General features: G+C 66.9%; 22 protein-coding genes. 10 read left to right on the top strand and 12 right to left on the bottom strand.

Translation table 11 applies throughout. From position 1 onward, the window contains the following. Nucleotides 1–6 precede the first annotated feature (6 nt). Together F5544_RS38435 and F5544_RS38430 are read right to left on the bottom strand one after the other, a co-directional pair. Nucleotides 7–951, bottom strand: a complete 945-nt coding sequence (locus F5544_RS38435; protein WP_167479780.1) for an RNA polymerase sigma-70 factor — start codon at nt 949–951, stop codon at nt 7–9. 41 nt (nt 952–992) lie between these two features. Then, nucleotides 993–1,721 carry a DJ-1/PfpI family protein gene (locus F5544_RS38430; protein WP_167477694.1) on the bottom strand — a complete coding sequence of 243 codons (729 nt, stop codon included), beginning with the start codon at nt 1,719–1,721 and terminating at the stop codon, nt 993–995. A gap of 110 nt (nt 1,722–1,831) precedes the next feature. On the opposite strand from F5544_RS38430, the gene F5544_RS38425 reads away from it, so the two are divergent. Together F5544_RS38425 and F5544_RS38420 are read left to right on the top strand one after the other, a co-directional pair. Further along, on the top strand, nt 1,832–2,443 hold the full coding sequence (locus tag F5544_RS38425; RefSeq protein WP_167477693.1) for a TetR-like C-terminal domain-containing protein: 612 nt from the start codon (nt 1,832–1,834) through the stop codon (nt 2,441–2,443). A gap of 11 nt (nt 2,444–2,454) precedes the next feature. Next, nucleotides 2,455–3,150, top strand: a complete 696-nt coding sequence (locus tag F5544_RS38420; RefSeq protein WP_238846883.1) for an NAD(P)-dependent oxidoreductase — start codon at nt 2,455–2,457, stop codon at nt 3,148–3,150. Nucleotides 3,151–3,168: 18 nt separating this feature from the next. Here the strand turns inward: F5544_RS38420 and F5544_RS38415 are convergent, their stop codons facing one another. Beyond that, nucleotides 3,169–4,497 (bottom strand): FAD-binding oxidoreductase, encoded by a 1,329-nt coding sequence (locus F5544_RS38415; protein WP_174867482.1) that lies wholly within the window; start codon nt 4,495–4,497, stop codon nt 3,169–3,171. Nucleotides 4,498–4,550: 53 nt separating this feature from the next. Between F5544_RS38415 and F5544_RS38410 the strand changes: the two genes are divergently transcribed. Continuing rightward, the gene (locus tag F5544_RS38410) at nt 4,551–5,516 is read left to right on the top strand and encodes a helix-turn-helix transcriptional regulator (protein WP_238846882.1); all 966 of its coding nucleotides are present in this window, start codon (nt 4,551–4,553) and stop codon (nt 5,514–5,516) included. Nucleotides 5,517–5,521: 5 nt separating this feature from the next. On the opposite strand, the gene F5544_RS38405 is transcribed toward F5544_RS38410, so the two are convergent. Further along, nucleotides 5,522–6,403: a CPBP family intramembrane glutamic endopeptidase gene (locus tag F5544_RS38405; RefSeq protein ID WP_167477691.1), complete on the bottom strand. Its 882-nt coding sequence runs from the start codon at nt 6,401–6,403 to the stop codon at nt 5,522–5,524. Nucleotides 6,404–6,515: 112 nt separating this feature from the next. Between F5544_RS38405 and F5544_RS38400 the strand changes: the two genes are divergently transcribed. Further along, on the top strand, nt 6,516–7,757 hold the full coding sequence (locus tag F5544_RS38400) for a sensor histidine kinase (protein WP_167477690.1): 1,242 nt from the start codon (nt 6,516–6,518) through the stop codon (nt 7,755–7,757). Beyond that, a complete protein-coding gene (locus tag F5544_RS38395; RefSeq protein WP_167477689.1) occupies nt 7,745–8,377 on the top strand; it encodes a response regulator transcription factor in 633 nt (210 codons plus the stop codon). Before F5544_RS38400 ends, F5544_RS38395 begins: the two co-directional genes overlap by 13 nt. Nucleotide 8,378: 1 nt before the next feature. Here F5544_RS38395 and F5544_RS38390 read toward each other — a convergent pair whose 3' ends face one another. Next, a complete protein-coding gene (locus tag F5544_RS38390; RefSeq protein WP_238846881.1) occupies nt 8,379–9,296 on the bottom strand; it encodes a hypothetical protein in 918 nt (305 codons plus the stop codon). Nucleotides 9,297–10,078: 782 nt separating this feature from the next. Between F5544_RS38390 and F5544_RS38385 the strand changes: the two genes are divergently transcribed. Genes F5544_RS38385 through F5544_RS38375 form a run of 3 tightly spaced genes read left to right on the top strand, consistent with a single transcriptional unit; the run spans nt 10,079 to nt 13,072 of the window. After that, nucleotides 10,079–11,110, top strand: coding sequence for a hypothetical protein (locus F5544_RS38385; RefSeq protein WP_167477688.1), 1,032 nt, complete (start codon nt 10,079–10,081; stop codon nt 11,108–11,110). Further along, nucleotides 11,097–12,149 carry an iron-containing redox enzyme family protein gene (locus tag F5544_RS38380; RefSeq protein WP_167477687.1) on the top strand — a complete coding sequence of 351 codons (1,053 nt, stop codon included), beginning with the start codon at nt 11,097–11,099 and terminating at the stop codon, nt 12,147–12,149. The genes F5544_RS38385 and F5544_RS38380 overlap by 14 nt, the downstream gene beginning before the upstream one ends. Beyond that, on the top strand, nt 12,122–13,072 hold the full coding sequence (locus F5544_RS38375; RefSeq protein WP_167477686.1) for a DMT family transporter: 951 nt from the start codon (nt 12,122–12,124) through the stop codon (nt 13,070–13,072). Before F5544_RS38380 ends, F5544_RS38375 begins: the two co-directional genes overlap by 28 nt. A 6-nt stretch (nt 13,073–13,078) precedes the next feature. Here F5544_RS38375 and F5544_RS38370 read toward each other — a convergent pair whose 3' ends face one another. From F5544_RS38370 to F5544_RS38355, 4 genes are all read right to left on the bottom strand, one after another. After that, on the bottom strand, nt 13,079–14,047 hold the full coding sequence (locus tag F5544_RS38370) for a protein kinase domain-containing protein (RefSeq protein ID WP_238847532.1): 969 nt from the start codon (nt 14,045–14,047) through the stop codon (nt 13,079–13,081). A gap of 28 nt (nt 14,048–14,075) precedes the next feature. Beyond that, nucleotides 14,076–14,495 (bottom strand): PIN domain nuclease, encoded by a 420-nt coding sequence (locus tag F5544_RS38365; RefSeq protein ID WP_167477685.1) that lies wholly within the window; start codon nt 14,493–14,495, stop codon nt 14,076–14,078. Next, on the bottom strand, nt 14,492–14,710 hold the full coding sequence (locus F5544_RS38360; RefSeq protein ID WP_167477684.1) for a ribbon-helix-helix protein, CopG family: 219 nt from the start codon (nt 14,708–14,710) through the stop codon (nt 14,492–14,494). The genes F5544_RS38365 and F5544_RS38360 overlap by 4 nt, the downstream gene beginning before the upstream one ends. A 68-nt stretch (nt 14,711–14,778) precedes the next feature. Continuing rightward, nucleotides 14,779–15,888, bottom strand: coding sequence for a cytochrome P450 (locus F5544_RS38355; protein ID WP_167479776.1), 1,110 nt, complete (start codon nt 15,886–15,888; stop codon nt 14,779–14,781). 158 nt (nt 15,889–16,046) lie between these two features. On the opposite strand from F5544_RS38355, the gene F5544_RS38350 reads away from it, so the two are divergent. After that, the gene (locus tag F5544_RS38350) at nt 16,047–16,607 is read left to right on the top strand and encodes a TetR/AcrR family transcriptional regulator (protein WP_167477683.1); all 561 of its coding nucleotides are present in this window, start codon (nt 16,047–16,049) and stop codon (nt 16,605–16,607) included. Nucleotides 16,608–16,689: 82 nt separating this feature from the next. On the opposite strand, the gene F5544_RS38345 is transcribed toward F5544_RS38350, so the two are convergent. Beyond that, entirely contained in the window at nt 16,690–17,517 is an 828-nt protein-coding gene (locus F5544_RS38345; protein ID WP_203217440.1) for an AraC family transcriptional regulator, read from the bottom strand. A 63-nt stretch (nt 17,518–17,580) separates the two neighbouring features. On the opposite strand from F5544_RS38345, the gene F5544_RS38340 reads away from it, so the two are divergent. Next, the gene (locus tag F5544_RS38340) at nt 17,581–18,495 is read left to right on the top strand and encodes a DMT family transporter (RefSeq protein WP_167477682.1); all 915 of its coding nucleotides are present in this window, start codon (nt 17,581–17,583) and stop codon (nt 18,493–18,495) included. On the opposite strand, the gene F5544_RS38335 is transcribed toward F5544_RS38340, so the two are convergent. Together F5544_RS38335 and F5544_RS38330 are read right to left on the bottom strand one after the other, a co-directional pair. Further along, on the bottom strand, nt 18,458–19,078 hold the full coding sequence (locus F5544_RS38335) for a hypothetical protein (protein WP_167477681.1): 621 nt from the start codon (nt 19,076–19,078) through the stop codon (nt 18,458–18,460). The two genes, F5544_RS38340 and F5544_RS38335, sit on opposite strands and share 38 nt — an antisense overlap. A 9-nt stretch (nt 19,079–19,087) precedes the next feature. Then, nucleotides 19,088–19,963 carry an SDR family oxidoreductase gene (locus tag F5544_RS38330; protein WP_167477680.1) on the bottom strand — a complete coding sequence of 292 codons (876 nt, stop codon included), beginning with the start codon at nt 19,961–19,963 and terminating at the stop codon, nt 19,088–19,090. Nucleotides 19,964–20,069 lie beyond the last annotated feature (106 nt).

Here is a 20,069-nt window from a genome sequence, read left to right as displayed (position 1 = left end):
GGCGAATCACCAGGATTCGAGGAGGGGGTGGTTGTGGTTGGTGGTGGCCCACTGTTGGGTGGCGCGGGTGAGTTTGTCGGGGTTGACCTGGGTGTGTAGGGCTGCGACGCCGTCGGTTGTCAGGTCGAAGGTCATGACGCCGACGACGCGGTCGCCGGAGACGGCCACCATTGCGGGCACACCGTTGGCGAGCGCCGCGAAGAAGGTGGGGGCGCCGCCGCCGAGCATATTGCGTTTGTGTTCGGTGGGTTTGAAGCTGCCGCGCAGGAATCGGGCGACGGTCAGCGCGCCGACGATCGGCTGTGCGAGGGACGGCACCAGGCCGCCGCCGTCGCCGATGTGGATCGCGTCGTCGGATAGCAACCTGACCAGCGAGTCGGTGTTGCCGCTCAGTGCCGCGGTGAGGAATTCCTCGACGATCTTGCGGGCGGCCGCCGCGTCGACGTGCACGCGGGTGCGTCCGGTCGCCAGATGTTGTTTGGCGCGCCGATAGATCTGCTGACAGTTCGATTCGCTGAGGTCGAGAACCTCGGCGATCTCGCCGTGCGAGTAACCGAATGCCTCGCGCAGGACGTACACGACGCGTTCTTTGGGCGAAAGCCGCTCCATCAGCGTGAGCATCGCGATCGAAACCGATTCCCGCTGTTCGGCGGTGTCGGCGGGGCCGAGCATCCGGTCACCGTCCAGGATCGGTTCCGGCAGCCACTGGCCGACATAGGATTCGCGTTTGAGCCGCGCCGAGGCGAGCTGGTTGAGGCAGATGTTGGTGAGTACCTTCGTCAGCCAGGCCGCGGGTGTCTCGACGTACTCGCGGTCGGCCGCCTGCCAGCGCAGAAATGTGTCCTGCACCGCGTCCTCGGCATCGCTCGCCGAGCCGAGCAACCGGTAGGCGATCGCCAACAACCGCGCCCTGGAATCCTCGAATACCTCGACCTCACGCACACCGAGCATGACCACAGTCAACCACCGTCGCGACGCGACGGAGCACGGAGTCAGCGCCTGCGCGCCCGCGCCCGGCGAATCGCACTGGTCCACATCACCTTCGAGCCCGCGACGAATTCGCCGCCGATGGCACGCGCGCCGACCATATCCTTGCCGAGCACCGCGGCGACGGCTTTGGTTCGCGCCGTGGCCTTGCTCGGATGCCCGCAATCGAACGGCGGATGCGGGTCGTATTCGATGGCGAGCTGTGCGGCCTCGGCGCGCTCGCGTCCGGCGATTTCATTGATCAGCCAGAGTCCGAGTTCGATGCCCGCCGAGACGCCGGCGGCGGTGACGATCTTGCCGTCCCGGACGATTCGTTCGCCCCGCTGCGGCCGGGCGCCGAGCCCGGCGAGCGCGCCCTGAGCGGCCCAGTGGCCGGTGGCGGCCTTGCCGTCGAGGAGCCCGGCCGCGGCCAGGATCAGCGATCCGCTGCACACCGACGTCGTCCAGGTCGTGGTCCGGTGGACCGCGCGCAGCCATTCCAGGACCGCGGGATCGCCCGCGGTCGCCATCGTCGCGATGGTCGACCCGCCGATCAGCGCGATATCCGGCGTGGGTGTCTCCTCGAAGGAATGTGTCGCGCCGAGGATGAGCGCGCCGCTGTCTGTCGTGATCGGACCGGATTCGTGCCAGACGAATCTGAACTCGATGCCGGGCAGGCCACGCAATACCTCGTACGGTCCGACGGCGTCGAGCGCCGTCATACCCGGATAGGTGACGATCGCGAGCTGTGTCATGGAAGGTCCTGATCGCTTGGGATACCAATAAGTAGATAGACGTAATCGTAAGGATAGATTCGATACAAGTCACTCTTGTTTCGTAATTGCGATCGAGCTACGCTGACGCCGTGCCAACCGAGTCCGGCGGCGATGCCGCATCGAAACCTGTTGGGCGGCCGCGTGATCCGGACCGCGACCGCGCACTGCTCGCGGCCGTCGGCGAAATCCTGCCCGAGGTCGGGTACGACAAGTTGACGATGGATGCGGTCGCGGCTCGGGCCGGTGCGGGCCGCGCGACGGTTTACCGTCGCTGGAAGGACAAGTCGGAGCTGGTGCGCGATGCCATCCAGGCGCTGGCCTGGGATCAGCCGCTGCCCGATACCGGCAGCCTGCGCGAGGATCTGATCGCCGTCGGCGCAATGTATCTCGACCGCAGCAATCGCCGCGACGAGATCCTGTCCGCGATGGCGTCGGCGATAAATCGGGACCAGCGGCTGCGGGAAACCGTCGACCGGGCCATCGCGGCACCGCGCCGGGCGGCCTACACCGCCATCGTCGACCGGGCGCGCGAGCGCGGTGAAATCGCGGACGGTGCCGATACGGAGCTCATCGCGGATGTGGTGCCCGCGATGATCTTCTATCGACTGCTCGACCAGCAAGCGCCGATAGACGGTGCGTATTACCGGCGAATCATCGATTCGCTCGTCATCCCGCTGCTGAAAGGCTATGCGGCGGAATAATTCTCGATGGGGTGGAGAATCAAGTGGATCTCGTGGTGTTCGGCGCGAACGGCCGTACCGGTTTGCGGGTGGTCCGGCAGGCAATCGACAAGGGGCACAAGGTAACCGCCGCGGTTCGCCGCCCCGGTGAGTTCCCGATCGCCGATCGAGTACGGGTCGTGCGGGCGGACGCATTGGACGCCGATTCGGTAGCGAGCGCGGTGCGCGGGCACGACGCGGTGATATCGGCACTCGGTGGTACGTACACCCGCAAACCCGTCTCGATATTCTCCGATGGCATCGGAAATATCGTCGAAGCCATGACGGCGCAAGGGATTCGGCGTCTCGTCTGCGTCAGCTCGGTATGCGTCGCTGGCAGACCGGCACCGGGTGAGACCTTGCTCTTCCGGCTGGTGCTCATGCCGATCCTGCTCAGGTTGGGGCGCACCGCATACGCCGATTTGGGCCGGATGGAGACGATCGTTCGAGACAGCGGCCTCGACTGGACGATAATCCGGGCTTCCGGACTCTTCGACGACACTCGAATCACCGACTACACCTTGGCACCATCGAGCATTCCAGGGCGGTACACCTCCCGCGCGGATCTGGCCGACGCACTGCTGCGCGCGGCCACCGAAAACCGAAACATCGGCGGCCGCGTCGATTTGGTCACCACGCAGGGAACGCCGCGCTTACGCGATGCTTTCCGTCGCGGTCGAAGTTCGTAGGCAGCGAAAACCCTTGCGCTACAGCAGCATTCCGTGCGGATCGAACCGCTTCACCAGCGCGGTCAGCCGCGCGTGATCATCCGGTGCGAAGGCTCGGCGGAACTCGTCATCGTCGACCGGACCGAAGGTGAAGTTCAGCGAGATGCCAAGTGCCGCAGGCGCGAACGGGGCCAGCGCGGCGCGGTGGATCGCGGCGACGGCCGCGGTTTCGTCACCGAGCAGCGGGGACAGAACCGAAACCGAATATGCGGCGTCGCGGTGGCCGACAGCGTTGGGGACACCGGGTTTGCGTGCGAGCGCACCGCCGAGGTGACGCACTCCGGCAATGGTCATCACCGATTCCGACGGCGCGGCGACCTTGGTGAGCCCGGCCAGATCGTCCGGGTCGAGCGCGTCGACCAGGACATTGCGGCCGCGATAGGCGTGCGGCTGCTCCGGTTCGTCGAATACCGCACCGGATTCGGTGAAGGGGAGTTCGCGCACGGTGTCCTGGAGGATCGGGCCGAGTCGCCGCAGCGGCGCAACAAACCGGGTGCCCTCCTCGGCCGAGCCGGCGTATGAGATCTGCAGCCGGGCGACCTGTCGCCCACGCAGCCATTCCGGCATCATCGGCAGGTCCGGATAGGTGAGAGTCAGTGCGGCCGAGGTCATTTCGTCCGGCAGATCGGCCGTCCAGCGGGCCCATTCGCTGAGCGCGTCGGGTACCTGTGCGATGTCGAAAACCAGGTTGCCGCCGTAAATCCGGGCGACCGGCACCAGATCGATCTCCATACCGGTGACCACGCCGAGACCGCCGCCACCGCCGCGCAGCGCCCAGAACAGCTCGGCATCGGAATCGGCTGTGACCCGGTGCATTTCGGCATCTGGGGTCACCAAGTCGATGCGTCGCACGTGATCGGCGGCGAAGCCGTATCGCCTGGCCAGTAGGCCGACACCGCCGCCGAGGGTGTACGAGATCGCACCGACACCGGGCAGGCTGCCCGACAGCGGCGCGAGACCATGCGGCGCGGCGGCGTCGATCACCGCCCGCCACGGCGCTCCGGCCTCGACCCAGGCCGTCCGCGCCTTCGGGTCGACCCGAACCCCCGACATCCGGCGAGTGTTGATCAGTACCCCCTCGGTGGGGACGGCCCGGCCGTGCCCGGTGGCCTGCACCGCAAGCGGAAGTCCTTGCGCCCCGGCCAATTCGACCGCGGTCCGCACCTGTTCGGGATCGGTCGCGGCGACCAGCACCGCGGGCCGGTGCGGATCGAACAGTTGGAAGCCGGTGCGCGCGTCGTCGTAGCCGTCGTCGCCGGGGATGAGCACGGGCAGGCGAGCGGCGAATTCGTCTCTCGAATCGATCATGCGGCCAAGGCTATGGTCCATTGCGGCCATATCTTGTCCGCAACAATGGGGGTGTGAGCGATGTGCGCAAGAACATGCCGGGACGATTGCTGCGCCTACTGTCGCTGCTGCAGAGCCGCCGGGAATGGCCGGGCGCCGAACTGGCCGAGCGGCTCGGTGTCAGCGCGCGCACACTGCGCCGCGATGTGGACCGACTGCGCGCGCTCGACTATCCGGTGCACGGCACCACCGGCACCGCGGGCGGCTACCGGCTGGCGTCCGGCCGGGCGCTGCCGCCGCTGTTGCTCGACGACGAGGAGGCGGTGGCGGTCGCGCTCGGCCTGATCACCGCGGGCGGCGTCACCGGGATCGAGGAGAGCGCGGTGCGGGCGCTGGCGAAACTGGAACGGGTGCTGCCCGCACGATTGCGGCCCAGGCTGGCCGCCTTCGCGGGTGCCGCCGTCGCCGCCCCGGGACGGCGCGTACCGAGTGCCGATCCGATGGTGCTCGCGGTGCTCGCATCGGCCTGTCGCGATCACGAGGTAATGCGTTTCGATCACCACCGCCAGGGTGCGGCCAGCGCTCGCCGCGTCGAGCCGCACCACCTGGTGACCGTCGCGGACAGGTGGTACCTGATCGCCTTCGATCTCGACCGGACTGATTGGCGCACCTTCCGCGCCGATCGAATCGCGAATCCGCTGCCGACCCATGCCCGTTTCGATCCGCGCCCGCTGCCCGCGCCGGATCCGGCGACCTATCTGATCCGATCGCTCAACAGCGCCGTCTACCGGCACCATGCGGTGCTGCGGGTCGGCGTCGCCGCGGATACGTTGCGGGACAAGCTGTTTGCCACGGTTTTCGGCCCGATCGACGCCGATGGACCGGATGCCTGCACGATCCGCCTGAGCGCCGATTCCGCCGAGCTGATCACGCAATACGTAGCCGCGATCATTGCCTTGGACGCCCCCGTCACCCTGATGGAAGCGACCGAGGAGATCGCGGCTCGCTTGCGGAAACTACGGAATCGCCTGCCCGCATAGCGGTTTCAGCTCCGAGTCGTCCCGGTCGTCCGCCTGCCGCCGTGCAGATGCAGCAGCGCCGCGCCGGCGACGACGAGCAGGGCGGGCCAGGTGGTGACGCCGAGCGGTCCGGCGATCAGTGGGTCCGGTGTCGAACCCGGTGCCGCAAGGAATTTCGTCAACGGCAGGGCGAATTCGTTGAAGCCGAGGTGGGCGGCGACGGCGGGCCACACCGATCCGGACCACAGCCGGATCCAGGCGATCACCGCGCCGACGCCGACCGCGCAGATAACGGCGGCAGGCACCGCGACCAGCAGCGAATGTCCCGGATAGCTGCCGCCGAGCGCGGTCATCGGCAGATGCCACAGCCCCCACACGATGCCGCCGAGCGTCACCCCGCGCGCCGCGCCGAAGCGCAGCATGCGCGGCAGCATATAGCCCTGCCATCCCACCTCCTCACCGAGATAGAGCGGTACCGAGACCAATGCGGACGCGAGCATGCCCGCGATCGGCGTCCAGTCGGCAGGCAGGTGTGGGTGATACCGGCCGAACCCGCTCGCGACCACCAACCCCACTGCGGTGATCGAGACGAAAACCATTGCGGCCGACGCAAATCGGACAATCGCCAGCGGCCAGGACGCGGATGACCGCAGTCCGAGCACACCGGGCAGCTCCGGCCAGCGGTGTTCGCGCAGCGTCAGGGCGATCGCCACCGTCGCGGGCACCAGCATCATCGCCAGCATGCAGGACGCCGCCAGCGGTGATGGTCCCTGTGCGGCGGAATCGCGGTGAAAGCCGGTGAGCCACATGGGCGATGCGACGATCCAGGCTCCGGCATAGCTCAACAGCAAGAAGGTGCACAACTCCCGGGCAGAACGGCGCGGGTTCGCGGCGAGAACGGTCTTCATGCCGAGAGAAGGTAGGTGCGCGCAACTCGGTCGCGCGGTGACGCGGGCTGCCGGAGCGATGGTGTAGCACGCTCCACCGCGCCGGAACGCGTCTGCGGGAACAATCGAGTGGATGTTTTCGCGACGGGAGATCAACGGGCGGTGGGCGGTATTCCGCCGATCGGTTGCCCAGTGCGCCCGCACCACGGCGGTCGGTCTGTTCGCGATACCCGCCCTCGTCGTGGTCCTGTTCGCCACACCGACCTTGCTGATCGGGATCGGATTCCTGATCCTGCCCGTCGCGCTTCGCGTCATCGGACGCGTCGCCGACCTCGAACGCGCCCGGATCGCGCGCTGGTCCGGCACGCGGCCGCCGGACCGGCGCGTGGCTGGCCGGTGGTTACCCGAATTGCTGGCCGATCGGCAGACCTGGCGCGATCTGCGCTGGCTGCTGGTGATGCCGTTGGGCGGCACCGTCATCGGGCTGCTCGGATTGGCCCTGACCGCGCTGCCGATCGCCGCGGCCGCCGATATCGCGCTGTGGTGGCTGCTGCCCGCGGCGGATCCGATCAGGGTGCCGGGTGGTTTCGCGATCGACAGCTGGTTCGCCGCGCTGACCGTCGGCGTTGTCCAGCTCGGCGTCGAAGTCGTGCTCGCCGCATTCGGGGTGCCGGTGTTGTCGGGCGTCGGCATCGCCCTGTCGCGCCGATTGCTGGAACCGAGCCGTACCCGCCTGCTCGCCCAGGAGTTGGCGACCGTGCGGCGCAAGCGTTCCGGCGCGGTGGACGCACACGGCGCCGACCTGCGCCGGATCGAGCGCGACCTGCACGATGGTGTACAGGCTCAATTGGTCGGTCTGGCAATGCGTTTGGGCCTGGCCGAACAGGCCGTCCGCCGCGAACCCGAGGAGGCCGCCGCGCTCATCGCCCAGGCGCGGGCCGGTGCGGAGCAGGCGATGACCGAGCTGCGCGCGGTGCTGCGCAGCATCTACCCGCCGATCCTGGCCGACCGCGGGCTCGACGGCGCGCTGAGCGCCTTGGCCGCGCAGTGCGCCGTGCCGACACGGCTGGAGATCGACCTGCCCGGGCCGATACCCGCCAATGTCGAATCCGCCGCCTACCACGTCGTCGCGGAATCGCTGACCAATGTCGCCAAGCACGCCATGGCCACCCGCGCGACCGTAACAGTATGCGCGACAACGGATCTGCTGACGATCGTGATCACCGACGACGGGCACGGCGGCATCGACGAATCGGCGGGAACGGGCGTCGCCGGAATGCGCGGGCGCGTCGAGGCGCTGGATGGAACGCTCTCGGTCGACAGCCCGCCGGGCGGACCGACCACATTGCGAATGGAGTGCCCGTGCGGATCGTGATCGCCGAGGACAGCGCGGTGCTCGCCGAGGGACTGCGCCTGCTGCTGCGGTCCGCGGGCCACGAGGTGGTCGCCCGAGCGGACGATGCCGAGGGTTTTCTCGCGGCCGTGCTGGCGCATCGGCCGGACGCGACCATCGTCGACGTGCGGCTGCCGCCCACCTTCCGGGATGAGGGGATCAAGGCGGCGCTCGCGGTTCGCGAACGCCTGCCCGGGCAACCCGTGCTGGTGTTCTCCCAGTATGTCGAGCGCACCTACGCGCTCGAACTGCTGTCCGACGGTTCCGGCGGCGTCGGCTATTTGTTGAAGGACCGGGTCGCGCGGGTGGACGAGTTCATCCGTGCGCTGGAGCACGTCGCGGCGGGCGGCACCACCATGGATCCGGAAGTCGTTGCGCAGGTGCTGAATCGGCACGATCCGCTGGCCGCGCTCACCGCCCGCGAACGCGAAGTGCTCGCGTTGATGGCGCAGGGCTACTCGAATGCCGAACTCGCCCGCCTGCTCACCGTCACCGAGCGGGCGGTGCACAAGCACATCGGCAATATCTTCGCGAAACTCGATCTGCCGCCGGAGGAGAGCGGGCATCGCCGTGTGCTCGCGGTGCTCGCCTACCTGTCCTGATTCAGACCGATTCCGGCCCGGCTTTGATGTCGGTGGTTTCGGGCACGCCGGTATGCGCCGCGATCGCGGCGACGAGGTCGTACAGTGTGCGGAATCCGCCCTGCGGATAGCCGTCGTTCTCGCCCGTGTTGCGGCCGCCGAGGAGCTGTTCGCGGATATCCTTGGCATCGGAGCCCATCGGCCCGATGTAGCTGACCATGAATTCGGCGAACCACTTGGGCGTCAACATCTTTCCCGCGACGGCCTCGGCGATGGCATCGATATCGGCCTGGGTCAAGGTGGGTTCGGGTGCTGGCGACCCTACGCCGCATGCCGCGGCGAATTGGTGAGCGTCCAGGCCGTCGGCGGAATTCATATCGCAGTTGCCGAACGGCGGACAGCCCTCGGGCAGGCCGCCACCGTAGCCGTTGCCATCGGTGTACTGGTGCGCGATCTTTCCGGGCAGGTCCGGGTTGTAGCCGTACCCGGCGGCGACGACCCGCAGTCCGTCGGGGCGGACGGGCCACATGTTGTAGAAATCGGTCGGGTTGGCGTATCCGATCACCCGCTCCGGGTTGCCGAGCCAGTCGGCGAGATTCCAGTACGAGCGGTTGATCCAGTCGGAGCCGTCGCCGGGCGGATTGCCGCCGGATTCCACATCGAGCATCGCGACCATCTTCGGATGCGGGCCGCCGAGCGCGCTCACCATGCTCCGGTGCGTGTTGACGGTGTCGAGCCAGTTCGGGCGCAGGTAGAGATAGACGATGAAGAAGGCCAGCCGCCCGGAATCGACTGCGCTGGTGGACCAGTGGTAATTGGCGGCGAAGTTGGGGTCCTGGAAGGTGCCGTCGTTGGAGCGGAAGCTGAAGACCTCGTACGGGTAGGAGTCGTCGACCGGAGGTTGGTAGTAGCTGACATCGGCGAACAGGGTGTCGGTCATCGCAGCCTCCATTGGCCCGGGGCGATACATCCCAAACAGTTGGTACCCAACAACTTTCCGGGCAAAACCCAACCGAGTTCAATCCTATGCCCCGGATTCCGGGTGGATGGGCTGTTTTGCACCGGTACTGGATGGTCATTTCCGGTGAACCGAGGCAAGTGGAGTATGACCAGTTCCGAGACCGCATGCGGCGAATCGTGCCCGAGTCCCGGATTTGTTCCGGCGTCGGCCGGTGGTGATACGACAGCACCATGTAGCTGGTACGTGCGTATCAACAAGTCGGCCTCGTGATCGGCCCCCGCGGCGCGGCTCGACCTCGGCATTGCCATACTGTTTGGTCGATTTCTTCGCAGATTGCGCGGTTCGGCTCGGTCCAATGGCTCGGAATCTTGACGAAATGTGCAGCGAGTCAACGTAATTGGATACTGCATACCGTATCGTCGGCTTCCTCGCCGGGTAATTGCGCGAAATGTCCTGCCCCCAAAACGTTTGTCTCGGGGTTTCGCCAAAATCCAACTGCCTCAACCAAATTCGATGACCAGTCGATGATGCTTCGTTTATGCTCGGAAGGTCCGGTCATCGGACTATTCGTTGGCCGCTCGGCGTCAGCATCGAGTGGTTGGCGCTGTGCGTGTTCCCCGAGGGGAGGTGTCATGAAAATCCGTCGTACTTCGAAAGTTGTCGCGCTGACCGCGGTTCATCTGTGATCCGGCAGCGACGTGGGGCGGCCCGGCGGGGGCGCCCCACCCTCCCTGAATTCTCATGAAAGGTTGGACGGCGCGGTGACCCGAACCATCCCCATCAAGCCCCACCTCCTGGCGGAGGTGTCGGAGGCGGTTCCCGGTACCTTCGAATTACGTTGCGGGGAGGTGACATTCGAGGTCGAACCGGATGAGGGCGTGACCGCCGAACAACTCGGCACGGTATTGCGCGCGGCCGACGGATCCGCCTCCATCGCCGAGATCTCGGCGCGCAGTGGCCTGCCCGAGGACAAACTGGCCACGGTGCTGCTGCCTGCGCAGATCTCTGGATTGCTCGACGATCGCTCGACGCCCGCCACCGAATCCGCGCTCGTGGTGCTCGGCGCCGTCGAACACGTGGTGAATCGGCTGCTGGAGGAGTTGGTTTTCGCGGGCCCATTCTGGGAGGCGATACTCGACAAGCCCGAACAGGTCGATCCACACGTGTATTACGGATTCGGCCTGGAGAATTGGTTCTTCCTGTCCCGGGAATGCGAATTCGACTCGGCGATACTGGCCTACCCGACCAGCGATGCCATTCGCTCCATGGCCAACGACTTCTACCACGAGGAACACCGGCACGACGATATCGTCGTCCAGGCCTTCGAGAACCTCGGCATCACCAGACAGGCCCTGGTCGCGGCCCGGCCGCTGCCGACAACGTCGGGCCTGATCAAACTGCTGTCGTGGTGGGCGCGCACCGACCCGCTGTTCTTCATCGCCACCATCGGCATTCTGGAGGGCAGGCTGGAAAAGGCCGAGGGCGAGGGCGCCAACTACGACTCGTTCCTGCGCGCCTGCGGAATCGCCGGTATCGCACCGCATTTCGTCGAGCCGATGCGCAGGCATGCCAAGGTGAACGCGAGCCACGATCACGGCAGCGTCAGCCGGGAATTCTTCGCGGCGCTGCCGCCGCTGCCGGTCGGTACGCAGGACCGGCTGGTGGGCAAGGCGCATCTGTTCGTAGAGGCGTACGCGGAATTCTTCAACGGAATCCTGGACTACTACAGCGATTCGGCGCGGCCGCTGGTCCGCACCGGCACAACCTCGGGAGTGACAGATGTCCGGTCATGAACTGTTGCGGCGCCCGGCCCTGCGCCGCGAGGTCGAAATCGGCGAATTGGCCGACGGAATCCGGCTTTCCTATCTGGACGGAAAGCGCTGGATCGAACTCGAATACCTGGAGGGCCGGGCCGAGGAGTCGCGAAAGTTCTTCGCGCTGCTCGAATCCGGTACGCACACCACTGACGACCTCGCCGCCGGGTTCCCGGGCAGCCGAGCCGAATTCGACGATGTGCTGGCCGCGCTGGACGAGCAGGGCATGCTCATCGACGCGGGCGGGGACGAACCGGACGGCGGTACGACGGGTGTCGGCGCGTACGGGCATCTCAAGCGCGCCGCGGACGCCGCACGCGCGAATATCCGCAGCCCGTTCACCGAGGCGATGATTTCCGGGGCGATCACCAGGAATCAGATCATCGGATATGCCATCGAATACTGGCACGTCACCCACCTGTGCCCGCGCGCGCTCGCACCGCTGTTGGCGCGCGACGACATCGGAATAGATGTGTGGCAGCAATTCATGGCCTTCTACCAAATGGAACGCAACCACGACCGGATGCTGGAGAAGTCGTTGCAGGCCGTCGGCATCACCCGCGACGATCTGCTTCGCATGCAGCCGCTGCCCGCGACCATGTCGATCATGGCCACCATGGGCGTGCTCGCCTATCAATTCCCGCTCGGCATTCTCAGCACGCTGTTCCCGATGGAGGAACCGGAACCGGACTTCCTCGAGCTGTTCCTCACCCGTTGCCGGGAACATGAACTGCCGGAGGAATTCTCGCGGCCGATCGCCGCGCATTCGGGTGTCAACGAGGATGAGGAGCACGAGGCGGTCAGCCTGGATCTGCTCGCGCAATTCTCCTTCGTCGGCGCCGAGGAACGCAACGAATGCGCGAAGGTGGTCGTCGACATCATCGAGCACCGGGCCCGGCTGGACGCCCAGATCATGTCCTGGTACGCCGAGGGCGGTCCGCGGATTTTCACCGCCGACGCGTATCCGGTCGCCGCGGGAAAGACGATGACATGCAAGCCGTTGGCCGCCTTGTTCTGATCGCGCTCGCGGCCATTTGGGGTTCGAATTTCCTACTGGTCGATGTGGCCCTCGGTGGCTCCGACCCGGCCCAGATCGTCGCGGCGCGACTGTGGCTGGGCGGGGCCATCCTGCTGGGATGTTGCCTGGTGTTGCGCAGCCGGATGCCGCGCGGCTGGGGAATTTGGTTGCGGCTGCTGGTGATGGGGGTGCTCGGCCAAGCGCTGCCGTGGCTGCTGTTCGCCTGGGGGCAGGAGCAGGTTTCGGTGAGTATGGCGGGCATCTACAACAGCGTCACCCCGCTGGCCTCGCTACCGGTGGTTTGGTTGCTGTTGCGGCACAAGGGAAGTCGCGGTGAAACCACTGCGTCGGTGCTCGGCTTCGCCGGTATCGTCGTGCTGATGGCGCCGTGGTCGGATGGCTCGCGGTCCTCGCTGCTCGGCCAGCTCGCCTGCCTCGCCGGCGCCGTCTGCTACGCCATCGCCTATGCCTACGCCAAACATTTGATCAGCAATCTCGGTTATTCGAAGGTGTCGCTGGCGGCCACCCAGGCGCTGGTCGCAGGTGTGCTGATGCTTGTGGTCGCGGCGCCGCAGCTCGGCCATCCGGTCGACGCCACCCCGGCGGTGGTGGGTTCCCTTGTCGCCCTTGGCATCAGCACGGCCGTAGCGTTCCTGCTCAACTACTGGTTGATCGCGACGGTGGGCCCGCTGCAAGCAGGACTGGCCTTCTACCTGATGCCGATCTTCGCCGTCATCCTCGGCATCACCGTTCGCGGCGACGTCCTGCACCCGCACCAGATCTTCGGTGCGGCAATAGTGTTCGCGGCGCTGGTGGTTCAGTACGCGATGGATCGGCGGGGTGCCGAGCCGCAGGCGCCCGTCGAAGCGGGAGAATCACTGGGCGGCACGGAGTTACCGCGCCGCGCCGAGGACCGGATCTGACAGGGGTCAACTCCCGTGCGGATAGGTGCGGACGATGGTGCCGTCCGGATTGGCGGCGAGGTAGCCGGAGCCGTAGTCGTCGCCGAGGTAGAGCAGGATCGTCGGCTGGTCGTTGTTGAAGCCCCAGGCGGGATCGATGATCAGGTAGCGGTGGGTCGGGGTGGGGACGTTGAGCATGCCCGGAGCCTCGTCGAGCAACTTCGGCAGGATATCCCAATCGATCTTGCCGAGGTTGACCGTCGGCTTCGTCAACGTGCTGCCGGGGCCGGTGCGGATGGTCTTGCCGTCGCGGAAGGTGTACCGGTCGTAGACTTTCGGCTGATCTTTGACCGGTGCGCCGGTGTCGATATTGTCCAGGTACACCGTAGTTGCGGTGAATTCTGTTCCACCGGTTGCCTTTTCGAGTGCGGCGATGGCGCCGCGGATGCCGCCGGGAGTGAGCAGATCGATATGCGGCTTGGTGTTCGGCGTCGGTGTGGCCGGCTTGGTCGTCGGTGCGGCCGCTTCGGTGGAAGTCGGTTGCGCCGGACCCGGGAGTGCCTGCGGCCCGGAAGGTTTGGGCCACAGGATCACCGCTGCCGCGATGGTCGCGGCGATGGCGGCGGCCGAGCCCGCCGCGATCCAGGGCGCCACGGTGCGTCGAGGAGTTATCGGCGCGGTCGGTAGGTGCCACTGCTGTGTCGCGGGCGTACGGTCCGTGACCGCCTGTGCGAGCATGACTTCCAGCTGCTCCGCCGACGGTCGCCGCGCCGGATCCGGCACCAGCAACGCTTGGATGACGGGCGTGAGCGCACCGGCCTGCCGCGGTGGCGGGACCTCGGCCCGCAGTATCGCGGCGAGCGTGGCGACATCGGTATTGCGCTGCAGCGGGTGATAGCCCTCCACCGCGGCGAACAACAGCACACCGAGCGACCACAGGTCCGAGGCCGGATCGCCCTCGTGCCCGTTGAGCCGCTCGGGGGCGACGTAAGCCAGCGATCCACGATCGAAACCGCCCGCGGGCTCAGCGCTTATCGAACCGGAGCCATTCCACCGGTTGGCCGGTGACTCCGGCGATCAACTCGAAGTCCTTGTCGGCGTGGAGAACAACGAGTTTGGCTTGCTCCGCTGTCGCCGCAATCAGCAGATCTGGTATGGACGGTGCGCGATGGTGTCCTCGCTCGGCAAGTATTCGGAGCACATCGACGGCCCGATCCTCCGCCGTGGGTGTCATGTACTCCACTGGCATGCGCGCGAGTGGCGGAAGATCGAGCAATTCGGTGAGGTCTGTGGCGGACCTGGCGGAGTAGCCAGCCTCCAACAATGTGACAGTCGCGATGCGGACCAGTCCACGTTCGATTCGCTCCGCCCATTCTTCGGCATCTGGAGATTGGCCGAGTCGCACCAGGGCCGATTTGTCGATGAGCCAGGGGCGGGCGGTCAAGACCAGGCCTTCCCCATGACGTCAGGGTTGTCGAGATCTTGCACAAGTGCGCCGAGGCGGCCGAGATCACGGGCCGTAACCGGCACTGCGGGACGGAAATCCCTGCTGAGCCACCGGCGTAAGAATTCGGTGCGCGATACGCCCATCCCTTTTGCGCGTCGATCGATCTCCTCGATTGTCGAATCAGGGATATCCCGAATCAAGATATCTGTCATGGCAACCACCTCCTGATATCAATGATATCAGGAGATGTGAGCGGTGGACGGTGTGCGAGCGGTTCGGGTCACCAGGTGACGGGTAGTTCGGTCAGGCCGCCGGTGAGGGTGTCTTCGCGGACGGTGAGGTCTTGGGGGGCGACGGTCAGGCGCATGTTCGGGAAGCGGGGGATGAGTTGGGCGAAGACGCTGCGTAGCTCCAGGCGGGCGAGCGGGGCGCCGAGGCAATAGTGGGCTCCGTAGCCGAAGGTTAGGTGGTGTGCGGCATTTCGGGTGATGTCGGTGTGGTCCGGGTCGGGGAAGGCGGCGGGATCGTGGTTGGCGCAGTGGGTGTCGAGCAGGACCAGATCGCCGGTGCGGATCTGGACGCCCGCGAACTCGAAATCCACTCGGGCGTAGCGGGGGATGCCGCCGCTGCCGCCGCCGGTCCTGGCCCGCAGCAGCTCGTCGACGGCATTCGGCAGCAGTGCTGGATTCTGTGAAAGCGCCTGCCACTGTTCATGATTCGCCAACAGCAGAAGGGCGCCGTTACCGATCTCGACCACGGTGGTCTCGTGACCGGCGAACAGCAGCCCGACAGCGGTCATCGCGGCCTCCTCGTCGGAGACATCGGGCATGGCGCACAGCCGCGAGATGACGTCGTCGGCGGGGTTCGCGCGCTTGTGCCGCACCAATTCCAGTCCATAGCCGAATAATTCGGCGATGCCGCGTTCGGAGACGCCGCGATCGCGAATGTTCGCGGCGTCCTGTGTCCAACCCCGGAAGCGATCGCGATCGGCGTACGGCACGCCGAGCAGTTCGCAGATCACCAGGATCGGCAGTGGCAGTGCGAGTTTCGCGACGAGATCGGCGGGTGGGCCGGATTCGGCGAGCGCGTCGAGCAGTTCGGTGGTGAGCGCGTCGACCCGCGACTGTAGCGCCCGCACCCGCCGCGGCGTGAAGTGCGGCTGCATGAGCGCACGCATTCTGGCGTGGTCGGCGCGTTCGGTGTCGAAGTTGCCGAGCGGGCCGCCGAACAGTGCCGAATCGCCGGTGCGGGCCGCGCGTTCCGGCTCGGGATGGGCGCGGCCGAGCCGGTCGTCGTCGAGCAGCCGCCGCACCTCGGCGTATCCGGTGACCAACCAGGCCGGATCGCCGACCGGTGTGCGGGCGCGATGAATCACGCCTGTTTTCAACATATTTCGTAGTTCCGATGCCGGGCGCAGCGGATTTCCGCCTGCTAGCGGCAGCTGAATCGGGGTCGTCACGACGCCCTCCTGTATACAAACGATCTTGTATAAGATTACTTATACAAGCGTATGTGTATAATCTGCACTAAACAAGAGGAGGATCGGGGATGGTGGCGACGAGGCGCCTGCCCAGGGCCGAGCGGCGCGAACAGATCCTGGCGGCAGCCACCCGCGCCTTCGCTCAGGGCGGTTTCGCGGGCACCGGCCTCGACGCGATCGCCGCGGAGGCGGGCATCACACCGGTGATCCTGTACCGCCACTTCGCCTCGAAGGCCGACCTCTACCGCGCCGTCCTGGAAAGCGGCCGGGAGCGACTGCGCGCCACCGTCGGTTCCGGCGACTACGGCGAAACCACCATCCCGGCCTTGCTTCGCGCGGCCGCCGCCGACCCGGACGCCTTCCGCCTGCTGTTCCGCCACGCCGCCCGCGAACCGGAGTTCCGCGACGTCACCGACGCCCTGCGCACCAACTCCATCGAAATCGCCGAACACCAACTCACCCAACGCATCCCGGACCAACGCTGGCGCGACTGGGCCGCCCGCCTGCTACCCGCCCTCACCACCGAGGCGGTCATCGCCTGGCTCGACGCCGGCCAACCCGACCCGGACCGAGCCGCCGCCCACATAGCCCGCGTCGTCGCATCGGTAGTCGAATCCGCCGGTCTCTAGCCCCACTCGTCCCCCGGCCACACCCCTAGTCCTTAGACTCATCCGTCGCCCGGCGGTGCCGGAAAATGGCCCCGATGCGGGTTCAGCACGCGTTTCGGTAGACGCCGGGGGTGATGCCGTAGCAGCGGCGGAACCAGCGGGTGAGGTGTGCCTGGTCGGCGAAGCCGGATTCGATGGCGGCCTCGCTGACGGGGCGACCGGCGATGAGGAGTCTGCGGGCGGCGCGCAGCCGCAGCAGGCGCTGGTAATCGCTCGGCGCCAGACCGTAATTCGCGCGGAAGGCGCGGTAGAGGGCGAAGCGGCTGGCTCCGCTCGCGGCGACGAGATCGTCCATCGAGAGCGGGTCGAGGTAGCGTTCGTCGAGCAGCGCGCGTACCCGCGCGGCGATATCGGAACCGTTGCCGGATATTGGAACAACGGTGCGGCGCAACGGGTTACGTGCACCGCGACGCACCATGGCGGATACCGTCGCGGCCAGCGCCTCATCGGCGGCCAGTGGCGTCGCCGGACCGTCCAGTGCGCCGATCAGCCTGCGCAGCGCGCCGGAGAGTAGCTGGTCGGGCAGTACCGGATCGGTGAACAGCGGCAGCCCGGTGGCGCGGCCCGCCTGATCGCTGAGCAGATCGGTCACCAGCTCGGGGTCGATATGCACGATCGAATAGGTGAAGCCCAACTCGGTGGTGCTGTGCCCGTCGTGCGGTTCGTCGGGGTTGAAGGCCATCACCATGCCCGCGGCGCTCACCCGCGCTGCTCCCCGGCAATCGAAGCTCTGCGCACCGTATTCGGTGATCCCGAACGAATACGTCTCGTGGGTGTGCGGGTGGTAGGTGTGGCGCTCGAAATGCGCGTGCATCACCTCGACCGGCCGATCCGGCATTCGCCGGTAATTCACCCACTCACCATTCGCCACCCGTCCATTGTCCCCGCACCAGCGTTCAATACCGCGCCCCGCCCTCCGGCAACGATCGATGACGTGCGTATACGTCTTCTACTGATCTTGGTGATGGCGCTGTGGGGCAGCGCGTTCGCGTCATCGAAGCTGGCGGTGCGCGAGGTACCGCACGAGGTCGCCGGATTCCTCCGCTTCCTCATCGGAACCATCGCGCTGGTCGTCGTGCTGCGATTGCCGCGGCTGCGCCCGCGTGACGCGGCGCGGGTCGGCGGGCTCGGCCTGGTGGGCGTCTTCGGCTACAACGTCTGCTTCTTCCTGGGACTTTCGCTGGCGCCCGCCGCCGACGGCAGCGTGATCGTCCCGATGTGCGCGCCGGTGGTCACCCTGGTGGTGACAGCGCTGCTCGGCCGCACCGCGATCACCCCGACGCGTGCGGCCGGGCTGACCGCGGCGGTCGTGGGCGGTGTCGTCTTCTTCATCGGCATCCCGGATTCCGGCGGCAACCGCCTCCTCGGCGATCTGATATTTCTCGGCGCGGCCGTCTGCTGGGCGGCGTACACCATACTCGGGGCGCCCATCCTGTCCCGTCTCTCCGCCCCGACGGTCACCGTATACGCCACGGCCGCAGGCAGTTCGGCGCTGGGACTTTTCGCGACGCCGGAGTTCGCGCGGGTCGATTGGACGGGCCTCGGGCTCGAATTCTGGCTCAATCAGGCCTATCTCGGCATTCTGCCGACCGCCCTCGCCTATGTCCTGTACTACCGCGCGGTCGGACAGGTCGGTCCTGCGGTCGCCGCATCGGCGATGTTCCTGGTGCCCGCCTTCGGCTTGGCCTGCGCCTGGGTGCTGCTTGGTGAATCCATCGCACCGGTGCAGGCGGCGGGCGCGGCACTGATGTTCGTCGGCGCGTGGCTGAACAGCCGCAGTGTGAAGCCGAAAACCATTGTGCCGCCGGAGGTTACGGAAGAGCCGTCGAGTCGAGCGGTTCGAGCATAGCCCCGGCGAAGGTGATGATCTCGGTGGCGTCGAGCAGATCCTCCTCGGTCTCCTCGCCGACATAGAGGTCGATATGCTTCGGACCGCCGAGACCCGGCGTCGACTCGTCACCGATAACCCATTCGGCCGCCTTGAATTTGGCGCAGGTGCGGTCGTCCTTGGCGTCGATGATGCCGCAGTCGGTGAGCCGCAGCCGGGTGCCGGGTTCCAGCCCGTCGGCCGCCGCGCTGCGGAACGGTTGCAGCACTGCGCCGTTCGGATCGCGCGGCTGGTTATCGAGGCGGAAACCGACATCGTAGGACCAGTTCAGGTATTCGCCCGCGTGCGGTCCGTCGGTGATCCGGCCGGTGCCCTGATCGCGCACCGCATCGATGAAATCGTCCGGGAATTCGCCGAGTTCGGTGTCCGATTCGGTGCAGTCGAAATCGGCGCAGCCGCGCACCGTATGCGTCGGGCCGTCATAGAACGACTGGACCGCCGTGTAGTAGACGCCGACGGTCCAATCCGACCACTCGTTCTCGGGGCCCGCATCGCACGCGGCGGCGAGCACCGACACGGCCAGCAAACCGAGACCGAACCTCACGCACCGATCCTACGGCGTGCCCGGCGCGACCGTTTCCCGCTGGAAAGCCGCAGCATGTGCGGTTGCCCACTGGGCGAAGGTACGCGGCTCGCGACCGGTGACCGACCGCACCGTCGGATACACCACCGAGGTGAACGCCGCCAGCGCGGTCGCCCGCAACGCCATGATCGCGTCGGCCATTTCGGCGGAGACCCCATAGTCGAGCAGCGACTGGCGGGACTGCTCGGGTGCCACCTCGACATAGCGCAGCGGCCGGCCGAGCACCTCGCCGAGGATTTCGGTCTGTTCGCCGGGGGAGAGCGGCTGCGGTCCGCTCATCGGGTAAATCTTGCTCGCGTGCCCGTCCTCGGTCAGCGCCGCGACGGCGACGGCGGCGATGTCCTCGGGGTCGATAGCGGCGATGCGGCCCTGGCCGAACGGTGCGTATACGGTGTCCGTTTCGCGGATGGTGCTCGCCCAGTGCAGCGCATTGGACATGAAACCCAACGGCCGCAGGATGGTCCACGGCACCCCGGCCGCGCGCACGGCCGCTTCGCCCGCGCGATGCCAGGCCGGGATCTGATCGGTGGCGGTGTCGTCACCGGCCCGGCCCGCCGAGAGTTTCACCAACCGGCGCACCCCGGCCGCGGCCGCCGCCTCGGCGACGTTCGCATCGTGTTCGGGTATCGCCGGACCGCTGGACGCCAGGAACACCCGGTCGACGCCGGACAGCGCGGCGGCGATCGTGGCCGGATCGCCGAAATCACCACGCCGCACCTCGACGGCGTCCGGGAGGCTCGCCGCGGCGGGCGTCCTGGTCATCGCGCATACGGGCTCGCCGACGGCGAGTAGTCGGCCGATCAGCGCGCGGCCGACCGTCCCGGTGGCTCCGGTCACGAGAATCATTGCGGTACTTCCTTTTCCGATGGTGCGGCGATGTCGTGCTCCAGCATCGGGCCGGTGCCGCCATCGACTCCATTCACCGCTGGAATCTTGCGGAATACTTCCGCAA

It is taken from the genome of Nocardia arthritidis, assembly GCF_011801145.1.
GTDB lineage: Bacteria > Actinomycetota > Actinomycetes > Mycobacteriales > Mycobacteriaceae > Nocardia > Nocardia arthritidis_A.
This window is presented reverse-complemented; position numbering and strand designations above follow the sequence as displayed.